General features: G+C 68.2%; 11 protein-coding genes. 10 read left to right on the forward strand and 1 reads right to left on the reverse strand.

The annotated features are described in order from the left end of the window. Positions 1-16: 16 nt before the first annotated feature. The 10 genes from HNR22_RS28510 (at position 17) to mmsB (ending at position 15,157) form a co-directional block, all read left to right on the forward strand. On the forward strand, positions 17-1,558 hold the full coding sequence (locus HNR22_RS28510) for a sugar ABC transporter ATP-binding protein (RefSeq protein ID WP_179782959.1): 1,542 nt from the start codon (positions 17-19) through the stop codon (positions 1,556-1,558). Further along, positions 1,555-2,625 (forward strand): ABC transporter permease, encoded by a 1,071-nt coding sequence (locus HNR22_RS28515; protein ID WP_179782960.1) that lies wholly within the window; start codon positions 1,555-1,557, stop codon positions 2,623-2,625. The genes HNR22_RS28510 and HNR22_RS28515 overlap by 4 nt, the downstream gene beginning before the upstream one ends. Beyond that, positions 2,622-3,611, forward strand: coding sequence for a galactofuranose ABC transporter, permease protein YjfF (gene yjfF, locus HNR22_RS28520; protein WP_088947120.1), 990 nt, complete (start codon positions 2,622-2,624; stop codon positions 3,609-3,611). Before HNR22_RS28515 ends, yjfF begins: the two co-directional genes overlap by 4 nt. Before the next feature lie 26 nt (positions 3,612-3,637). Beyond that, the gene (araA, locus tag HNR22_RS28525; RefSeq protein WP_179782961.1) at positions 3,638-5,140 is read left to right on the forward strand and encodes an L-arabinose isomerase; all 1,503 of its coding nucleotides are present in this window, start codon (positions 3,638-3,640) and stop codon (positions 5,138-5,140) included. Between the two features lie 343 nt (positions 5,141-5,483). Beyond that, positions 5,484-7,583 (forward strand): family 43 glycosylhydrolase, encoded by a 2,100-nt coding sequence (locus HNR22_RS28530; RefSeq protein WP_179782962.1) that lies wholly within the window; start codon positions 5,484-5,486, stop codon positions 7,581-7,583. Between the two features lie 415 nt (positions 7,584-7,998). Further along, complete coding sequence (locus HNR22_RS28535; RefSeq protein WP_218906769.1) at positions 7,999-8,985, forward strand: LacI family DNA-binding transcriptional regulator; 987 nt, start codon at positions 7,999-8,001, stop codon at positions 8,983-8,985. 208 nt (positions 8,986-9,193) lie between these two features. Further along, positions 9,194-10,840: a glycoside hydrolase family 27 protein gene (locus tag HNR22_RS28540; protein ID WP_179782964.1), complete on the forward strand. Its 1,647-nt coding sequence runs from the start codon at positions 9,194-9,196 to the stop codon at positions 10,838-10,840. A gap of 309 nt (positions 10,841-11,149) precedes the next feature. Beyond that, positions 11,150-12,292: a multiple monosaccharide ABC transporter substrate-binding protein gene (chvE, locus tag HNR22_RS28545; protein WP_179782965.1), complete on the forward strand. Its 1,143-nt coding sequence runs from the start codon at positions 11,150-11,152 to the stop codon at positions 12,290-12,292. A 79-nt stretch (positions 12,293-12,371) separates the two neighbouring features. Further along, positions 12,372-13,910, forward strand: a complete 1,539-nt coding sequence (mmsA, locus tag HNR22_RS28550) for a multiple monosaccharide ABC transporter ATP-binding protein (RefSeq protein WP_179782966.1) — start codon at positions 12,372-12,374, stop codon at positions 13,908-13,910. Beyond that, a complete protein-coding gene (gene mmsB / locus HNR22_RS28555) occupies positions 13,907-15,157 on the forward strand; it encodes a multiple monosaccharide ABC transporter permease (RefSeq protein ID WP_179782967.1) in 1,251 nt (416 codons plus the stop codon). The genes mmsA and mmsB overlap by 4 nt, the downstream gene beginning before the upstream one ends. Before the next feature lie 592 nt (positions 15,158-15,749). Here mmsB and HNR22_RS28560 read toward each other — a convergent pair. Then, a complete protein-coding gene (locus HNR22_RS28560; RefSeq protein WP_179782968.1) occupies positions 15,750-17,126 on the reverse strand; it encodes a CBM96 family carbohydrate-binding protein in 1,377 nt (458 codons plus the stop codon). Positions 17,127-17,217 lie beyond the last annotated feature (91 nt).

A 17,217-nucleotide genomic window follows, 5' to 3' on the forward strand; every position in this document is an offset into this window, starting at 1 on the left:
GAAGAGGTCTGATGGGATGACGGATAGCCGTCCGGTCCTGACGATGACCGGGATCAGCAAGTCCTTCCCCGGGGTGCGCGCACTCCACGACGTCAACTTCCGGCTCTTTCCCGGCGAGGTGCACGCCCTGATGGGCGAGAACGGCGCCGGCAAGTCGACCCTCATCAAGGTGCTGACCGGCGTCTACGACACCGACGAGGGCACGATCACCCTCGACGGCGAGACGGTCTCCTTCAGCGGGCCGATGCAGGCGACCGCCGCCGGGGTGAGCACGGTCTTCCAGGAGGTGAACCTCTGCACCAACCTCTCGGTGGCGGAGAACATCTTCATCGGCCGCGAGCCCCGGCGCCTCGGCGCCGTGCACTGGGGTGAGGTTCGCCGCCGGGCCCGGGCCCTGCTGGCCCGCCTCGACCTCGACCTCGACGTCAGCGCGCCGCTCGGCTCGTACTCCCTGGCTATCCAGCAGATGGTCGCCATCGCCCGCGCGATCGACATCAAGGCTCGGGTGCTGATCCTGGACGAGCCGACGTCGAGCCTGGACGCCGGCGAGGTGGCGCAGCTGTTCCGCATCATGCGGCAACTGCGCGACGAGGGCATCGCGATCCTCTTCGTGACCCACTTCCTCGACCAGGTCTACGAGATCGCCGACCGCATCACGGTGCTGCGCAACGGTGGGCTCGTCGGCGAGTACCTGACCGCCGAGCTGCCCCAGCTCTCCCTGGTCGAGAAGATGATCGGCAAGGAACTCGACGTCCTGGAGGGCATCGAGGAGCACTCCCGACGGGACCTGGCCGCCCTGGAGGAGGGCACCCCCCTGGTGGCGGTGTCGGACTTCGGCCGTGCCGGTGCGGTGGAGCCGTTCAGCCTCACCATCCACGCCGGCGAAGTGGTGGGCCTGGCCGGCCTTCTCGGCTCCGGGCGTACCGAGGTCGCGCGGCTGTTGTTCGGGGCCGACCGGAGCGACGGCGGCCAGGTGGCGGTGGACGGCACGGCGAGCAGCCTGCGTACCCCCGCCCAGGCCATCGACCACGGCGTCGGCTTCTGTTCGGAGAACCGTCGCGCCGAGGGCATCGTCGCCGACCTGTCGGTCCGCGAGAACATGATCCTCGCCATGCAGGCCGCCCGTGGCTGGCTGCGACCCATCCCGCGTCGCCGCCAGGACGAGCTGGTCGACAAGTACATCAAGGCACTCAGCATCCGGCCCGCGGACCCTGAGGTGCCGGTGCGCAACCTCTCGGGTGGCAACCAGCAGAAGGTGCTCCTGGCCCGGTGGCTGATCACCGAGCCGCGACTGTTGATCCTCGACGAACCGACCCGGGGCATCGACATCGGCGCGAAGACCGAGATCCAGAAGCTCGTGACCCAGTTGTCCGACGGCGGCATGGCGGTGCTGTTCATCTCCGCGGAGCTGGAGGAGGTGCTGCGCCTCAGCCACAAGGTGGCCGTGATGCGGGACCGGCAGATGGTCGCGCAGCTCGCCAACGATGACACCCTGGACGCGGACCGCATCATGCAGACGATCGCCAGTGGGTCCCACCGGGAGGAGGCAGACCGATGAACGCCACCATGGGCCGCTACCGGGCGGTGACCGGTCACCGGTTGTTCTGGCCCGCCGCCGTGCTGGTCGTCATGCTCGCGGCGAACACGATCTACCGGCCCGGGTTCCTGTCGATCGAGCTCAAGGACGGGCACCTGTACGGCTCGCCGATCGACATCCTGCGGCTGAGCGCACCGCTGATCCTCGTCGCGCTGGGGATGACCCTGGTCATCTCGACCGGCGGCATCGACCTGTCAGTGGGGTCGGTGTGTGCGATCAGTGGCGCGATCGCCTGCATGTACATCAGCAAGCAGTCCGACCAGAACAGCCTTGTCGTGGTGCTGACGGCCCTCGCGATGGCGTTGGGCGTCGCGCTCGTGCTCGGCGCCTGGAACGGGGTGCTGGTGGCCGTGATCGGGATCCAACCGATCATCGCCACCCTGATCCTGATGGTGGCCGGCCGGGGCCTCGCCCAGCTGATCACCCAGGGTCAGATCATCACCATCAACTCCGAGCCGTTCCGGGCGATCGGGCTGGGCCACCTGTTCACCCTGCCGCTGGCCATCTTCATCGCACTCGCCGCGGCACTGCTCGTCGCCGCGTTCACCCGACGCACCGCACTCGGGATGATCGTCGAGTCGGTGGGTGGCAACGCCGAGGCGAGCCGGTTGGCCGGCATCCGCTCCGGCCGGGTCATCTTCCTCGCGTACGTGCTCAGCGCCGCCTGCGCCGCGATCGCCGGTTTCATGATGACGGCCAACGTCTCCAGTGCCGACGGCAACGCGGTCGGCCTCTGGGTGGAGCTGGACGCCATCCTCGCCGTCGTCATCGGCGGTACGTCCCTCGCCGGTGGCCGGTTCTTCCTCAGCGGCACGATCATCGGCGCGCTGATCATCCAGACGCTCACCACCACGGTGTACGCCATGGACATCTCACCGCAGACCTCGCTGCTGTTCAAAGCGGTCGTCGTCATCGCCGTCTGCCTCATCCAGGCGCCGGCCTTCCGGGCCCGGTTCGCCCGCCGCAGGCGCAGCGCGCCGAAGCCCAACACCATCGCCGACAAGCCGAAGGAGCAGGTACCGGCATGACCACTGGATCGCTCACCGCTGGTCGTGCCCGGTTCCGGCTGCCGAGGCGGCAGATACCGGTCCTGGCCACGCTCGTCCTCCTGCTGGTGATGTACGGCATCGGGGTGTCCCAGTACCAGGCGTTCTCCAACGTGCAGGTCATCTTCAACGTCTTCATCGACAACGGCTTCCTGCTCGTGGTCGCGATCGGGATGACCTTCGTGATCCTCACCGGCGGCATCGACCTGTCGGTCGGGTCCGTCGTGGCGATGACGGCGATGGTGTCGGCCTGGCTGCTCCAGGAGGGCCTGCCGGCGGCGCTGGTGCTCGTCATCGCCCTGCTCATCGGGCCGACGCTCGGCCTGCTGATGGGCTGCGCCATCCATTTCTTCGACATCCAGCCGTTCATCGTCACGCTCGCGGGGATGTTCTTCGCCCGGGGGATGTGCACGTTCATCTCCGGCTCGTCCATCCCGATCACCGACGGGTTCTGGACCAGGATGTCGCAGGAACGGATCGGCGATCCCCGGGGCAACTTCGTCTCGATCAGCGTGCTGATCGCCTTCGTCGTGGTCGCCGTCGCCGCGTACGTGCTGGCCTACACCCGGCTGGGACGCAACGTGTACGCCATCGGCGGCAACCCCCAGTCGGCCCTGCTGATGGGTCTGCCGGTGGGGCGGACCAGGATCGCCGTCTACACCATCAGCGGTCTGTGCTCCGCGATCGGTGGGATCCTGCTGTCCTTCTACACCCTCTCCGGCGCGCCGTTGATCGCCGTCGGGATGGAGCTGGACGTCATCGCCGCCGTCGTCATCGGAGGCACGGTGCTCACCGGCGGCTCGGGTTACGTGTTCGGCACGGTGCTCGGCGTCCTGGTGCTGGGCGTGATCCAGACCCTCATCACCTTCGACGGGAGTCTCAACTCCTGGTGGACCAAGATCGTGATCGGCGGCCTGCTCTTCGCGTTCATCCTTCTCCAGCGCCTCATCGGCATCCGTTACAAGTGACAGTTCCTCTCGCGGAAGGCAACCCCATGGCACCACACACCGCACCCGAGATCTGGTTCCTCACCGGCAGCCAAGGCATGTACGGCGAGGAGACGCTCCGGCAGGTCGCCGAGCAGTCCCGCCAGATCGCGGCCGCGCTCGACGACTCGCCGCAGATTCCCGCCCGCGTGGTCTGGAAGCCCGTCCTGACCAACAGCAGTGAGATCCTGCAGGTCTGCCGGGACGCCGCGGCGCAGGGCGCCATCGGGGTCATCGCGTGGATGCACACCTTCTCACCGGCGAAGATGTGGATCGCGGGTCTGGACGCGCTGCAGACTCCGCTGCTGCACCTGCACACGCAGGCCAACGTCCTGTTGCCGTGGAACGACATCGACATGGACTTCATGAACCTGAACCAGGCCGCGCACGGCGACCGCGAGTTCGGGTACATCCAGACCCGTCTCGGTGTGGCCCGCAAGACGGTGGCCGGGCACGTCAGCGACCCTCGGGTGAGTGCCCGGGTCGGGGCGTGGGCCCGCGCCGCGCTCGGCTGGTCGGCGATGCGGTCGCTGCGCCTGGCCCGCTTCGGCGACAACATGCGCGACGTGGCGGTGACCGAGGGCGACAAGGTCGAGGCGGAGCTGCGGTTCGGGGTGTCGGTCAACACCTACGGCGTCAACGACCTGGTCGAGGTGGTCGGCGAGGTCACCGACGCGCAGGTGGACGACCTCGTCAAGGAGTACGAGGACACGTACCGTGTCGTCGCGGACCTGCTCTCCGGGGGGGAGCGGCACGACTCCCTGCGGTACGCGGCCCGCCTGGAGCTGGGCATGCGTGCCTTCCTGGACGAGGGCGGGTTCCGGGCGTTCACCACGAACTTCGAGGACCTCGGCGGGTTGCGTCAGCTGCCCGGCATCGCCGTGCAGCGGCTGATGGCCGACGGTTACGGCTTCGGTGGCGAGGGCGACTGGAAGACCTCGGTGCTGGTCCGGACGCTCAAGGCGATGTCGGTGGGCGTGGATGGCGGCACGTCGTTCATGGAGGACTACACCTACGACCTCACCCCGGGCGAGGAGTTGGTGCTCGGCGCCCACATGCTGGAGGTCTGCCCGACCATCGCGTCCGGCGTGCCGAACGTGGAGATCCACCCGCTGAGCATCGGCGGGCGGGAGGACCCGGTCCGGCTGGTCTTCGACGCCGCGCCCGGTCCGGCGGTGGTGCTCGGTCTGGCCGACATGGGGGAGCGCTTCCGACTCGTGGCCAACGAGATCGACGTGGTCACTCCGCCGCAGCCGCTGCGCCGGCTGCCGGTGGCCCGCGCGGTGTGGCGTCCGCGGCCGGACCTGCCGGTGTCGGCGGAGTCGTGGATCACCGCGGGCGCGCCGCACCACACCGTTCTGTCGCAGGCGGTGGGGGTGGAGGAGTTGCATGACCTGGCCGAGATGAGCCGCACGGAGCTGGTCGTCATCGACGCCGACACCCAGCCGCGCCGCTTCGCCGACGAGATCCGCTGGAACCAGGCCTACTACCGGTTGGCGCGCGGCTTCTGAGCCGGGCGGCTGAGCCGCGTTCCGCGACGGGTGGCCCGTCCCTGCCTGCATCCCTCGGGCAGGGGCGGGCCACCCGTTCAGGTGCGCGCTAGCACGACAGCGAGCCGACTGGGTTACGTCTTGACTAAGGGCGTGTTATCGCTCACAGTCTATAACTAAGACGGTCGATGTCTGTGGCTGGCCCGGCCGCGATCATGTCCCTCACCCGCGAGCGGAAATCAGCGCCGCGAAACACGGTGAGTGATGTTAGCGATCACATTCAGCGATCGGGTCAGTTCGGCGCACCGCCCGGTGCCGTGGATGCCGGCCCAGGCCGTTCGGTTCGCAACGTCAAAGGAGGATCATGGTTGCCATCGGTCGGGTTCCCTGGAGAGCATCGTCAGCGCGGGGGCGTCGTTGGCTCTCGCGCCTCGCCGCCGCCGCGGTCGCGGTGGTGGTCGGCGGGGCTCTGGCGGCTGTCGCGCCGACCGCCGCGTCGGCGGCGACGGTCGACACCAACGCGTGGTACGTCCTGGTGAACCGCAACAGCGGCAAGGCGCTGGACGTGTACAACCAGGCGACGAACGACGGTGCGCGCATCACCCAGTGGGCGCGCAACGACGGTGCCTGGCAGCAGTGGCAGTTCGTCGACTCCGGTGGTGGCTACTACCGGCTCAAGTCGCGGCACTCGGGCAAGGTGCTCGATGTCTACAACTTCTCGACCGCGAACGGCGCGTCGATCGTGCAGTGGGCCGACGGCAACGGCACCAACCAGCAGTTCCGCCTGGCCGACTCGGACGGCGGTTACGTGCGGCTGATCAACCGCAACAGCAACAAGGCGATGGAGATCCAGGGCGCGTCGACCGCTGACGGTGGCAACGTCGTGCAGTACGACGACTGGGGTGGCAACAACCAGCAGTGGCAGCTCGTCCAGGTCGGCGGGGGCAACCCCGGCAACCCCGGCACGTCGTACACGAACCCCGTCGTCTGGCAGGACTTCGCCGACGTCGACATCATCCGGGTCGACAACGCCTACTACATGTCGGCGTCGACCATGCACTACTCGCCGGGAGCGCCGGTGCTGCGCTCGTACGACCTGGTGAACTGGGAGTTCGCCGGTCACTCCGTACCCCGGCTGGACTTCGGCTCGAAGTACGACATGAGCGGCGGTAACGCGTACGTCGACGGGATCTGGGCGTCGACGCTGAACTACCGACCGAGCAACCGGACGTACTACTGGGCCGGGTGCATCGACTTCGCGCAGACCCACATCTACACCGCGTCCGCAGTCGACGGTGCGTGGAGCAAGCACACCACCATCCCGAACTGCTACTACGACGCCGGCATGCTGATCGACGACAACGACACCATGTACGTGGCGTACGGCAACGGCACCATCAGCGTGGCGCAGTTGTCCGCCGACGGGAAGTCACAGGTTCGGGCCCAGCAGGTCTACACCACGCCGTCGAGCATCGGCACGCTGGAAGGCGCCCGGTTCTACAAGCGCAACGGCGCCTACTACATCTGGCTCACCCGCCCGGCCAACGGTCAGTACGTGCTGAAGTCGACCAACGGCCCGTTCGGCCCGTACGAGCAGCGTCAGGTGCTGCTCAACCTGCACGGCCCGATCTCCGGTGGCGGCGTGCCGCACCAGGGTGGGCTGGTCCAGACCCAGAACGGCGACTGGTACTACATGTCCTTCGTCGACGCGTACCCCGGTGGTCGGATGCCGGCGATGGCGCCGATCACCTGGACCGGCGACGGCTGGCCGGTGCTGCAGACGGTCAACGGCACCTGGGGCACCTCGTACCCGAAGCCGAACCTGCCCGCGCCACCGCGCGCGGTCAAACCGCTCACCGGCACCGACACGTTCGCCGGCACCACGCTCGGCCCGCAGTGGGAGTGGAACCACAACCCGGACAACAGCAAGTGGGCGGTGAACAACGGGCTGAACCTGCAGACCGCCACCGTCACCGGCGACCTGTACAAGGCGCGCAACACGCTGACCCACCGCATCCAGGGCCCCACCTCGACCGCGACGATCGAGTTGGACTACTCCACGATGCGAGACGGTGACCGTACCGGCCTGGCGGTGCTGCGCAACTCGTCGGCCTGGATCGGGGTCCGACGGGACAACGGATCGACACGTCTGGTCATGCAGAACGGCCTGACGATGGACGGCAGCTGGAACACCACCAGCACCGGCAGCGAGGTGGCGAGCACCGCCGTCTCGGGTGGCCGGATCTGGTTGCGGGCCAACGCCGACATCAGACCCGGCTCCGGCCGGCAGGCCCGTTTCTCGTACAGCACGGACGGGGTCAACTTCACCTCGTTCGGCAACGCGCTCACCCTGGCGAACAACTGGCAGTTCTTCATGGGCTACCGGTTCGCCATCTTCAACCACGCGACCCAGGCACTCGGTGGCGCTGTCACCGTGCGCCGATTCGACCTGACAACGCCGTGACACCAGTCACAACAGGATCGGTCTGATCCGGTGGCGTGGGCACGCACGTGCCCGCCGGCCCGTCGAGCCCGCGCCATCGCGTGATGCCGTCGCCGGCCTGCTCCACGCTCTGTCCAGGGAGCGTAGGGCGGGCCGGCGTGGCGTCTGGCAACGACGGAGTACGCCGCTTGGCCGCGTACTCCAGGTGGGGGATGCGTTGCACGGCCTCGGTGCGTTGCGCGGACCCCTACCGCCGTCCCGTGTTCGGGGCGGTGGCTGGCGTAGACTGTCGGCGATCCAGCGCTGGTCACCTGGGATTCAGCACCGGCGTGGTGACTGAGCGAGGGGGATCGGGCCGGGCCGCTCCAGTCGACGTCGACGGGCTGCGGGCCGGAGACGTAGCGGGGGGAGCGAAATGGCCGTCCACGGTCCCGCGATGACGGACGTTGCTCGTCTCGCCGGTGTCTCCCATCAGACGGTGTCGCGGGTGCTCAACGGGCACCCCAACGTCCGTGAGCAGACCCGGCTCCGGGTGCGCGCGGCGATCGCCGAACTCGGCTACCGTCCGAACGGCGCGGCACGCGCGCTGGTGACCGGTCGATCGCAGGTCATCGGCGTGGTCGCACAGAACACGACGCTCTACGGTCCCGCGTCACTGCTGGCGGCGTTGGAGCAGACCGCCGCCGCAGAGGGCTTCGCGGTCAGTGTCGGCAGCGTCCGCAACCTGGACCACCGATCCATCTCGGCGGCCGTCGAGCGGCACCTGTCGCACCGCGTCGCCGGCATCGTGGTCATCGCGCCGGTCGAGTCGGCCGGTGAGGCGCTGGAACGCCTGCCGAAGGATGTCCCGCTGGTCACGGTCGACGGTGACCCGAGCCGACCGGTGCCACTGGTGACGGTCGACCAGGTGGCGGGTGCCCGGGCGGCGACGCAACATCTGCTCGACGCGGGGCACCGCACCGTCTGGCACGTCTCGGGCCCGTCCGACTGGTTCGACAGCGTCGGTCGGATCGACGGCTGGCGGGAGGCTCTGCTGGCCGCCGGGCTGGTTCCGCCGCCGCTGATGCCGGGGGACTGGTCCGCGGCCTCGGGTTACCGGTGTGGGCAGATGTTGGCGCGGATGCCGGAGGTCACCGCGGTCTTCACCGCCAACGACCATCTCGCCCTGGGCGTGCTGCGGGCGTTGCACGAGTTCGGCAAGCGGGTGCCGGACGACATCAGCGTCGTCGGCTTCGACGACGTGCCGGAGGCGGCGTACTTCATTCCACCGCTGACCACCGTTCGCCCGGACTTCGACGCAGTGGCGCGGGCGAGCCTGCAGATGCTGCTGAGCCAGATCGAGTCGGGCACCGGCGGGGCGCTACGGCAGACCGTCGCCCCGACCCTGGTCTCCCGCGAGAGCGTCGCCCCACCGCGTCGCTGACGCTCGCCCCTCGATGGACGCTGTTGGATTGTCGTAGCGCGACTCTATCGACGCTTGGCAATGCATCAAGGGCAAGGTATTGAACCTCGTGAAATGTCGCCGTAACATGATGGGCGTCTCTGTTAACGCTAACAATATTGGCGTCCAGCAATAGGCCCAGCGACCCAAGATCGTAGTCAGGGGCGGGCGCCACCGACAAGGAGGCTCGATGAACCGCATCACCCGAGGTCGTCGCTGGGGGAGCGTACTGGCGGCCGGAGTGCTGCTCGCCGGCGCTCTGGTCGGCCTGCGCGCCCCCGCGGCGCAGGCACTGGACAACGGGGTGGCGCGTACTCCCCCCATGGGTTGGAATTCGTGGAACTCGTTCGGCTGCAACATCAACGAGGCGCTGATCCGGCAGACGGCGGATGCGATCGTCAGCAGCGGTATGCGGGACCTGGGCTACAACTACGTCGTGGTCGACGACTGCTGGTTCAACCCCAACCGGGACAGCTCCGGCAACATCCAGGGCGACCCCGGCCGGTTCCCCAGCGGCATGAAGGCGCTCGGCGACTACCTGCACGCCCGGAACCTGAAGTTCGGCCTGTACCAGGTGCCGGTCGACAAGACCTGCGCGCAGTACTTCGGCTCCTACCCCGGCGCGACCGGCAGCCGGGGCCACGAGGTGCAGGACGCGCGCCAGTTCGCCGCCTGGGGCGTCGACTTCCTCAAGTACGACTGGTGCTCGCCGGAGGGCAGCATCAACGACCAGGTGGCCACCTTCGCCAAGATGCGTGACGCGCTGGCCGCCACCGGCCGACCGATCGTCTACAGCATCAACCCGAACAGCATCCACGCCAAGACCGGCCCGCAGCGCAACTGGGGCGACGTGGCGAACATGTGGCGCACCACCGAGGACATCACCAACGCGTGGGACACCGGTCAGAGCAACGGCTACCCGATGGGCATCCAGAACATCATCAACGTGACCGTCCCGCTGGCGTCCTACGCGAGGCCGGGTGGGTTCAACGACCCGGACATGATGGAGGTCGGGCGGGGCGGCATGAACGACACGGAGATGCGCAGCCACTTCGCGATGTGGGCGATCATGGCGTCCCCGCTGATCGCCGGGAACGACGTGCGGAACATGAACGCCGCGACGCAGACCATCCTCAAGAACGCCAACCTCATCGCGATCAACCAGGACTCGCTCGGGTTGCAGGGGACGCAGGTGTCCTTCGACGGCACCCGTCGGGTGCTGGCCAAGCCCCTCGCCAACGGTGACGTCGCCGTCGCCCTTTTCAACCAGGGCGGCTCGACGACGACGATCTCCACCACGGCCGCGGCCGTCGGCAAGTCCGGCTCGTCGTTCACGCTGGTGGACGCGTGGACCGGTGGCACCAGCTCCAGCAGCGGGACGATCAGTGCCAGCGTCCCCGCGCACGGCACCGTGGTGTTCCGGGTCAGCGGTGGCGGGACGACCACTCCGCCGCCGACCACGTCGGGCGCGTTCGTGAGTGCCGCCTCCGGCCGCTGCCTGGACGTCCCGCAGAGCAACACCACCAACGGCACCCAGCCGGTGATCTGGGACTGCAACGGCGCCGCCAACCAGAACTGGACCCTCAACGGTCAGACCCTGCAGGCTCTCGGCAAGTGCCTGGACGCACCCCTCAACGCCACCGCCGGCGCCAAGGCGCAGATCTGGGACTGCAACGGCGGAGCCAACCAACGGTGGACGATCAACGCCAACGGGACGATCAGTGGCGCGCAGTCCGGGCTCTGCCTGGACGTCAACAACAACGGCACGGCCAACGGCACCACGGTGCTTCTCTGGACCTGCACCGGGGCAGCCAACCAGCGGTGGACGCGGCGGTAGCAGGTCGGGTCCATCCACCGACCAGGTCGTGGCAACCCGCCTGATCCCTCGGAAGTGCCGGTGCCCGCTGACGACAGCCGTCGTCGGCGGGCACCGGTCTGTGCGGCGTCGCGCCGGTGACGGTGAGTCGTCGCGTCAACCACTTCCCGCCGATCGATCGCATGACTACGCTCGCCTGGATGCTCCGTTACGAGACCGTGACACCGGTATTTCGGCCCGGGTGTTGACGTGAACTTTGTGAGCGCTAACACTACCCGAAAGATGACAGTTGGCCCCGGCAGTCGCGGGGAGTCCAGAGAGGAGAAGCCCGTGGGCAGGAAATTCCTGGTTGCTCTGGGCAGCGCGGCACTGGCGCTGAGCCTGGCGGCGTGCAGTGGCGAGGGTGCGGGCAGTAACGGCAGCAGCGGGGCTGACAAGCCCAGCGACCTGACCATCGGCGTGTCGATGCCGACCCAGACCTCGGAGCGGTGGATCGCCGACGGCAACGCCGTGAAGTCGAAGCTTGAGGCCAAGGGCTACAAGGTCGACCTCCAGTACGCCGGCGACGACATTCCCACCCAGTCGCAGCAGGTCGACCAGATGATCACCCGCGGCGCGGATGTCCTGATCCTCGCGGCGATCGACGGCACCGCGCTCAGCAGCCAGCTGCAGGCCGCCGCTGCCGCGAAGATCCCGGTCATCTCCTACGACCGGCTGATCCGCGGCAGCAAGGACGTCGACTTCTACGTCAGCTTCGACAACTACAAGGTCGGCGTCGCCCAGGGCACCGCACTGCTCGTCGGCCTCGGCCTGCTGAACAAGGACGGCTCGAAGGGCACGGCCAAGGGGCCGCTGAACGTCGAGCTCTTCGCCGGGTCGCTGGATGACAACAACACCCAGTACTTCTTCGGCGGCGCGATGGACACCCTGAAGCCGTTCATCGATGACGGCACGCTGGTCGTCAAGTCCAAGCAGACCACCCCCGAGCAGGTCGCCATCCTGCGGTGGCAGCAGGAGACCGCGCAGAAGCGGATGGAGAACCTCCTCACCTCCAGCTACAACGACGGCTCGAAGGTCGACGGGGTGCTGTCGCCGTACGACGGCATCTCCCGCGGCATCATCACCGCCCTGCAGAACGCCGGCTACGGCAGCGGCGCGAAGAAGCTCCCGGTGGTGACCGGTCAGGACGCGGAGATCGCCTCGATCAAGCTGATCAACGACGGCGTGCAGAGCTCCACGGTCTTCAAGGACACCCGCCTGCTCGCCGACCAGGCCGTCAACGCCGCCGAGGCGTTCCTGCAGAAGAAGCAGCCGCAGGCCAATGACACCAAGACGTACAACAACGGTGTCAAGGTCGTCCCGGCGTACCTGCTGCCGATCGCGACCGTCTACAAGGACGACATCAAGGCGACTCTGATCGACTCCGGCTACTGGACGGCGGAAGAGGTCGCCGCCGGTCAGGCCAAGAAGTAAGCCACCCGTCGGGCCCGGCGATCATCGCCGGGCCCGACGCTGTGGTGTACCGCGTCCGACCTGACAGAGGACAGTGACCATGGACGACACCATCCTGGAGATGCGCCGCATCACCAAGACCTTCCCCGGCGTGACCGCGCTGGAGGACGTCACCCTCGCGGTGCGTCGCGGGGAGATCCACGCCATCTGCGGGGAGAACGGCGCCGGCAAGTCAACCCTGATGAAGGTGCTGTCCGGCGTCCACCCGTCCGGTTCGTACGACGGTGAGATCCTCTTCGACGGCAAACCGATGCAGTTCCGGGGCATTCGCGACAGCGAGGCCAACGGCATCGTCATCATCCACCAGGAGCTCGCCCTGGTGCCGTACCTGTCGATCGCGGAGAACATCTTCCTCGGCAACGAGCGGCGCGGCCGCAGCGGGCTCATCGACTGGAACTTCGCCAACGCCGAAGCGGCGAAGCTGCTGGCGTCCGTCGGGCTGCACGAGAACCCGGTCACCCCGGTCATCCAGCTCGGTGTCGGCAAGCAGCAGCTGGTCGAGATCGCCAAGGCGCTGTCGAAGAAGGTGCGCCTGCTCATCCTGGACGAGCCGACGGCCGCACTCAACGACATCGACTCGGCGCACCTGCTCGATCTGTTGCGGGCCCTCAAGGAGCAGGGCATCACCTGCATCATGATCTCGCACAAGCTCAACGAGATCACCGCCATCGCCGACTCGACCACCGTCATCCGGGACGGGCGCGCCGTGGAGACCCTGGACATGAAGTCCGACGAGGTGACTCAGCAGCGCATCATCCGGGGCATGGTGGGGCGCGACCTGGACAGCTTCTACCCCGACCGCGAGTCGTCCCCCGGCGAGGAGGTCCTCCGGATCGAGGACTGGACGGTGCGGCACCCGGTCCAGGACCGGAAGGTCGTCGAGGGCGTCGGCCTGTCCGTCCGCGCCGGCGAGGTCGTCGGCATCGCGGGCCTGATGGGCGCCGGGCGGACCGAGCTGGCGATGAGCGTGTTCGGTCGCTCGTACGGGCGTGACATCAGCGGCCGGCTGTTCGTGCGCGGGCGCGAGGTGCACGCGCGCACCGTCGCCGAGGCGATCGACAACGGCATCGCGTACGTCACCGAGGACCGCAAGCGGTACGGCCTCAACCTCATCGACGACGTCCGCCGTAACGTCTCCGCCGCCGCGTTGGACCGGTTGTCCCGGCTGGGCTGGGTGAACGGCAACGAGGAGATCAAGGTCGCTGAGGCGAGCCGCAAGGAGATGAACATCAGGACCACCAGCGTCATGGCGGTGGTCGGGAAGCTCTCCGGCGGTAACCAGCAGAAGGTCGTGCTGTCGAAGTGGCTGTTCACCGACCCGGATGTGCTGATCCTCGACGAACCCACTCGAGGGATCGACGTCGGCGCGAAGTTCGAGATCTACACGATCATCAATCGGTTGGTGGCCGCCGGTAAGGCGGTGATCGTCATCTCCTCCGAGCTGCCGGAGCTGCTCGGGATGTGCGACCGCATCTACACCCTCGCCGCCGGCCGGATCACCGGTGAGATGCCGGTGGCCGAGGCGACTCAGGAGAGCCTCATGGAGCTGATGACCAAGGACAAGGAGCTCGTCGGATGACCAGCATCAAGACCCCTTCGACGGAGCGCCCGACGCCCCCGGACAGCACGCCCGCCGCCGCCCTGCACAGTGGGACGAGCGACCTGCGTGCGCTGGTGTTGAACAACCTGCGGCAGAGCGGGATCTACGTCGCGCTGGTCGTCATCGTCGGGCTCTTCGCGATCCTGACCGACGGGGTGCTGCTGAGCCCGGGCAACATCACGAACATCGTTCTCCAGTACTCGTACATCCTGGTGCTGGCGATCGGGATGGTCATCCTGATCATCGGCGGGCACATCGACCTGTCGGTCGGATCGGTCGTCGCGCTGACCGGAGCGGTGTCCGCCGTCCTGGTGATCCAGCAGGGCTATCCCTGGTGGGTCGGCGTCCTCGCCGCGCTCGCCGTCGGTGTCGCGGTCGGTGCCTGGCACGGCTTCTGGGTTGCGTACGCCGGCATCCCGGCCTTCATCGTGACCCTGGCCGGCATGCTGCTGTTCCGGGGCCTCACCCTGCGGGTGCTCGACAACATCTCGCTGTCGCCGTTCCCGTCGGAATACCAGCAGGTCGCGGCGGGCTTCCTCAACGGCCTGCTCGGCGGAAACGGTTTTGACGCCTTCACGCTGCTGATCGGCGCCGTCGCGGTGGCCGGCTACGCGGTGAGCGGCTTCCGCACCCGCGTGGCCCGCGTGCGCTACCAGCAGCCCGTCGAGTCGTTCCCGCTGTTCGTCGCCCGTGTCGTCGTGGTCGGCGCGGTCCTCATGTACTTCGCCTGGCAGCTGGCGCACGCCCGTGGCCTGCCGATCGTGCTGATCATCCTCGCGGTCCTCGTGCTGGTCTACGGCCTGCTCACCCGGCGTACGGTCTTCGGCCGCCAGGTCTACGCGATCGGTGGCAACCTGTCGGCGGCGGCGCTGTCCGGCGTGAAGGTCCGGACCGTCAACTTCTGGATGTTCGTCAACATGGGCTTCCTGGCCGCGGTGGCCGGCGTCATCTACTCGTCGCGGTCGAACGGCGCGCAGCCCGCCGCCGGCAACATGTTCGAGCTGGACGCGATCGCCGCGGCCTTCATCGGCGGCGCGGCGGTCACCGGTGGTGTCGGCACCGTCGTGGGCGCGATGGTCGGTGGCCTGATCATGGCGGTGATGAGCAACGGCATGCAGCTGATGGGTATCGACCAGTCGACCCAGTCGGTGGTGAAGGGTCTCGTCCTGCTCGTCGCCGTCGCCTTCGACGTCTACAACAAGCGCCGGGCCGGCACGGCCCGCTGACGTCGCGACAGCACGACCGTGGCCCCTGCCCGCCTCGCGGGCAGGGGCCACGCGTCAACACGTGGTCGTTAGACACACCGGCCCCGCCTCGGCCCCGAGCCGGCGCCCGGCGCGCTGGTTGAGGGCTTCCCGCGCCGATGCCTGAACCGCCCGCAGGGTCGGCCCCACCTGTCGGTGGTCCTGTAGAGCTGCCCCAGATATGGACCGCGCCCTGCGGAGACGGCTGCGGTGAATCTGACCGCGCCCTGCGGAGACGGCTGCGGTGAATCTGACCGCGCCCTGCGGAGACGGCTGCGGTGAATATGACCGCCCTGCGGAGACGGCTGCGGTGAATCCCGGCTGGCCCTGCCTGCACCGGGGCTCATGGTGCTCGCGGCCGTTGCCAGTGCCCGTGGCGCTCTCGGGTGGTGATCCGGTCGGCGCCGCCCCATATCTGGGGCAGCTTTACACTGAGCCGGACACACCCCAGGGCCCGCCAGGAAGCGACACCGCAGCGCTGCAGTGCCGGTAGCGCCGCAGCGCCGCTAGCGGCACTGCGGCCGCGCGCGAGAGGATCCCGCTGCGCCGCGGACGACGCAGCGGGATCACGCGGTCAGTGGCAGTTGCCGGTGCCGCTGTCGTTGTAGGTCTGCCCGGCCACCGGCACGAACTGCCAGTCGTAGCTGCCGGAGTGCAGGGTGAACTTCAGGACACCCCACGCCGAGCTGTTGCGCGCCTCGCTGTTGGGCTGGATGGTGCCGAAGCCGTAGTGGCTCGCACCGCCCATCCCGGCGACGAAGCTGCGCATACCCCGGCTGGCGTCCGCGCCACCGGAGGGGTTCATCGGGGCGAACCGTTCGTACACGTGGTTGTGCCCCCACACCACGACGTCGGCGTTGTAGTCGTAGAGCGCCTGGTACAGCGGACGCGTCGACGTCGACGGCGCGTGGTTGGAGCTGGACGTGAACAGCGGGTGGTGCCAGTACGCGAGCGTGCACGGCTTGCTGCTGGCCGCCAGGTCCGCGCGCAGCCACTGTTCCTGCGTCGAGCCGGCCGACATGCTGATGTTCGAGTTGAGCGACACGATGTGCCAGTTGCCGAGGTCGAACGAGTAGTAGCCGCGGCCGCTCGGGCCGGCGGACGTACCGAAGTAGTTGTAGTAGCCGGTGGCTCCCGACGTGTTGTAGTCGTGGTTGCCCGGCGACGGGCGGGTGCGCGTCTTGTGCCGACCCCAGGTGGGCTCGTAGTAGCTGCTGAACTGCGACGCGGTGCCGCTGTCGTAGACGTTGTCGCCGGTGGTGAAGACCGTCCCCGGGATGTTGTCGAGCAGCGTCGCGGTGGCGCTGTCGCCGGAGCCCGAGTCGGCGATGTCGCCGGCGCCGACGAACACCGGGTCCCCGGACGGGGGTGGCGTGGTCCCGGTGGTGACCACCAGCTGCGGGGCGTCTGCCCCGCTCTCGCGGGTGTCGTAGTAGGCGCCGTCGCCGCTGGAGGAGGTCGCACCGAAGCTGTACGTGCCGTTGCCGGTGACCGCCGCCGTGACGTCGACCTCGTACCAGGTGTTGCCGCTGACCGCGCCGACCGTGCCGAGCGTGGCCCCGTCGATGGCCGGCTGGTTGTTCCAGGTGGTGCCGGTCTCGGACCACGTCGTGTTGGACATGCGGCGGAACGTGCCACCGGCGTCGCTGCCGCTGTTGCCACTGATCGTGCGTAGTCGCAGCTTGGCGCCGGTCACCGTGCCGCTGACGCCGCTCACCGTGAAGCGCAGGAACGAGCGCCGCACCGGCGAGTTGTCGACCACGATCTGCGTGGACGTGCCGTAGCTGGTGGAGGCTGTGTCGCTCTGAACGTAGGTGTCAGCGACCGGCGTGAACGTCACGCTCGCCGCCGACGCCGCGACCGAGCTGGTGAGGACGACGGCGGCGCTGGCGACGACGAGCACCGCGACCGTTCCCAGCGTCAGCGGTGGGCGGGCGAATCGAATGTCCATCCAGGACTCCCTTTCTGCGGGTGGAGAGCGCAAGGAATGTAGAAAGGCCGATGAACCGACGCACTGCCGCCAGATGAACAGTACGTTCGAA

This window comes from Micromonospora jinlongensis (genome assembly GCF_013410645.1).
In the GTDB taxonomy this organism is placed as follows: Bacteria; Actinomycetota; Actinomycetes; order Mycobacteriales; family Micromonosporaceae; genus Micromonospora; species Micromonospora zamorensis.